This is a genomic window from Xenorhabdus santafensis, assembly GCF_033949405.1.
GTDB classification, from domain to species: Bacteria; Pseudomonadota; Gammaproteobacteria; order Enterobacterales; family Enterobacteriaceae; genus Xenorhabdus; species Xenorhabdus santafensis.
This window is the reverse complement of the sequence record NZ_VCDN01000264.1, coordinates 1-476: the sequence shown is the minus strand read 5'-3', so window position 1 is coordinate 476 and position 476 is coordinate 1. Positions and strand designations below refer to the sequence as shown.

Annotated in this window: 2 rRNA genes; both read left to right on the top strand. The window is 47.3% G+C overall.

The window, feature by feature from the left end:
* Window positions 1-277 (top strand): 23S ribosomal RNA (locus FE392_RS20150); the annotation flags it as partial.
* A gap of 49 nt (window positions 278-326) precedes the next feature.
* Window positions 327-442 (top strand): 5S ribosomal RNA (gene rrf / locus FE392_RS20145).
* Window positions 443-476: the final 34 nt, after the last annotated feature.

Sequence of the window (476 nt, the reverse complement as noted above, 5' to 3'; positions counted from 1 at the left end):
GGGCGTAGGAAATTTGAGAGGAGCTGTCCTTAGTACGAGAGGACCGGGATGGACGCACCGCTGGTGTACCAGTTGTTCTGCCAAGGGCATAGCTGGGTAGCTATGTGCGGAAGGGATAAGTGCTGAAAGCATCTAAGCATGAAGCCCCCCTCAAGATGAGATTTCCCATAGCGTAAGCTAGTAAGATCCCTGAAAGATGATCAGGTTGATAGGTTCGAGGTGGAAGCATGGTGACATGTGGAGCTGACGAATACTAATAGATCGAGGACTTAACCATATAATATGTAGCAAATGTTATCTAGTTTTGAAGGAATATGCCTTCATAGTTTGGTGATGATGGCAGAGAGGTCACACCCGTTCCCATACCGAACACGGAAGTTAAGCTCTCTAGCGCCGATGGTAGTTGGGACCTTGTCCCTGTGAGAGTAGGACGTCGCCAAGCAACTAAAAACACAAGTCATTTGACTTGTGTTTTT